Here is a 2,162-nt window from a genome sequence, read left to right on the forward strand (position 1 = left end):
GGGCGCCCCCCCCCCCCCGGGGGGGGGGCCCACTGGGGGCCCCGGGGCGGCCCGGGGGGGGGCCGCGCCCAACGGGCGCCGGGGGGGGGGCCGCGGGGCGGCCCGGGGGCCGGGGCGGGGGGGGGCGCCCCCGCGGATCGGGGAGGGGCTGGCGCTGCTGGCCCCGCTCGGGGTGCTGCTGCCGCTGGTCAACGGGAGCCTGGCGCCGTCGCCGCTGGCCGCGTGGTCCTCGCTGGGGCGGACCGCCGCCGCGGGCGTGCTGGTCTCGCTCAGCATCGAGATGCTGCAGAGCGCCGTCCCCGGGCGGGTGGTCGACGTGGACTCGGTGCTGCTGAACGCCCTGGGCGTGGTGCTCGCGCACGTGGCCGTCGTACCTGCGCTGCGGGCGCGGATGCGGCGCTCCCGGCGGTCGCAGCGGGCTTCTCAGGGGTCCACCCCGAGAATTCCCAGGGTCGGGCTAGGCCCCTGGACCGAGGTTTTGTCGGCGGTGCCGCGGGAGTATTGAGGCATCGGGGAAAACCCCCGCCGGATGCCACAGAGGAGAACCCATGAGCGCCATTGCCCGCCCCCGTGACGGCCGCTGGATCGGCGGCGTCTGCGCCGGACTGGCGCGCCGCTTCGGAATTTCCGCGAACACGATGCGCCTGATATTCGTCGTCTCGTGCCTGCTGCCCGGCCCGCAGTTCCTGATCTACCTGGCGCTGTGGGTGCTCCTGCCGAACGAGAAGTCCTCTTCCAACGCCTGGTGACAGCGCCTGGTGAACGGCTCAGCCCGCGCCGCGGACCTTCTCCAGCTGCTTGTCGGTGACCTCGTGCGGGACCAGGACCTTCTGCTGGGCTCCCGCGACGTTGAGCGCCATCAGCCGTACGACGGTGGCGCCCTGGCGTACGACGACCACGTGGACCTGCGCCGAGACGCCCTGGGCGGCCGCGGTGGTGGTCCAGCTGACGGTCTCGTCGCCGGTCGTCTTGTACTCGGCGGGCCGCACGTCGCGGTAGCTGCCGCTCTGCTTCTCGACGGTGGCGGTGAACCCCGTGGCGCAGGCGGCGACCGCGGACCGGAGGCGGGCCGTCAGGGCCTTGGCGTCGCTCTCGGCGTAGGAGCTGACGGAGGCGGAGACGGCCAGTCCGACCTGCTTCTGGGAGCCGATCCCGCGGTTGACGGTCTCGCGGGCGGCCGGGTCGGGCTTGTCGCCCATGATGTCGGCCAGGGGCTGGCACGCCTTGCGGTCGGCCTGTGGCTGGCCGTCGGGGGCGTTCGGGTTCTTCCCCTGTGCGGAGACCTGGTAGTCGGCCAGATCGCCCTGTTCGAGTGCGGACCGCTCCAGCTTGCTCGCGGCGGCCTTCGGAGCGGCCGGACCGCTCGGGGCGCCGGCGGGGGGTGCGGTGGGTGAGCCCGCGGGGGCGGAGCCCTTGGGGTCGGGGGTCTTGCCGGCCGCGGGGGCGTCCTTGCTGCTGCACCCGGTGGCCCCCAGGAGGAGGGCGGGGAGCAGGGCGGCCGTGGCCGCTCCGACCGTGACTCGTGCCTTCAAGCGCATGACCGAAACCCCATACCCCTGTGCGTCGGCGGGCAGTTGGTGGTGATCGTGGCACACGGCACGACGCGGCACACACCCGATCGAACCGGCGTGCGCCACGTGCGCGCGTGTACGAATCCGCGGGCGGATCCGGCAGGGTCAGCTTCCGCCGAGGGCGCCACCGATGGGCAGGCCGCCGAGGGTGGGGCCGAGCGCGTTGGCGAGCTCGCCGACGGGGGCGGCGGGGTCGCTGGACTGCCGGCCGTCGGCGGCGACCTTCTGCTGGCTCGTGAGTCCCTGGGCGGCGCCGGTCACGGTGCCCAGCGCGTCGGAGAGGCCGATCGCCGGCACGGCGGCCGAGGCGGAGCCGGCGGCGGCGGCGACGAAGGCGGCGCCGATCGCAGCGGCACCGAGGGTCTTGGCAGCTGACTTCTTCATGAAGATGAGTCCTTGCGACGGGGAAATGAGCGGCTCCGCAAACTAGTCACTTCAAACACCCGCCCGCAAACATACTTAAATATGAGAAAGCGCCCGGGGATTTTTGGTACCCGGGGGCGTCCGTTTTTGGTGTTGCTGTGTCTTTTAAAAAAAAACCAGCCCACGAGACCCCTTTGGGTGTGGGTTTTGGGGGGGGGGGTGGTTTTT

At 72.8% G+C, this 2,162-nt stretch carries 4 protein-coding genes; 2 read left to right on the forward strand and 2 right to left on the reverse strand.

The window, feature by feature from the left end; genetic code table 11:
• A partial coding sequence (locus ACFXA3_RS37460; protein WP_385194870.1) for a VanZ family protein occupies positions 1-505 on the forward strand: 505 nt, incomplete at its 5' end.
• Positions 506-548: 43 nt separating this feature from the next.
• The gene (locus ACFXA3_RS37465) at positions 549-749 is read left to right on the forward strand and encodes a PspC domain-containing protein (protein WP_385194873.1); all 201 of its coding nucleotides are present in this window, start codon (positions 549-551) and stop codon (positions 747-749) included.
• 18 nt (positions 750-767) lie between these two features.
• Here ACFXA3_RS37465 and ACFXA3_RS37470 read toward each other — a convergent pair whose 3' ends face one another.
• Together ACFXA3_RS37470 and ACFXA3_RS37475 are read right to left on the reverse strand one after the other, a co-directional pair.
• A complete protein-coding gene (locus ACFXA3_RS37470) occupies positions 768-1,538 on the reverse strand; it encodes a hypothetical protein (RefSeq protein WP_385194876.1) in 771 nt (256 codons plus the stop codon).
• A 138-nt stretch (positions 1,539-1,676) separates the two neighbouring features.
• Positions 1,677-1,955, reverse strand: a complete 279-nt coding sequence (locus ACFXA3_RS37475) for a hypothetical protein (RefSeq protein ID WP_385194879.1) — start codon at positions 1,953-1,955, stop codon at positions 1,677-1,679.
• Positions 1,956-2,162: the final 207 nt, after the last annotated feature.

This window comes from Streptomyces sp. NPDC059456 (assembly GCF_042750055.1).
Taxonomy (GTDB): Bacteria; Actinomycetota; Actinomycetes; order Streptomycetales; family Streptomycetaceae; genus Streptomyces.

Excerpts from the sequence above, each read along its gene's own strand:
- ACFXA3_RS37475 (WP_385194879.1), bottom strand. The coding sequence starts at position 1,955 with ATGAAGAAGTCAGCTGCCAAGACCCTCGGTGCCGCTGCGATCGGCGCC.
- ACFXA3_RS37470 (WP_385194876.1), bottom strand. The coding sequence starts at position 1,538 with ATGCGCTTGAAGGCACGAGTCACGGTCGGAGCGGCCACGGCCGCCCTG.
- ACFXA3_RS37465 (WP_385194873.1), top strand. The coding sequence starts at position 549 with ATGAGCGCCATTGCCCGCCCCCGTGACGGCCGCTGGATCGGCGGCGTC.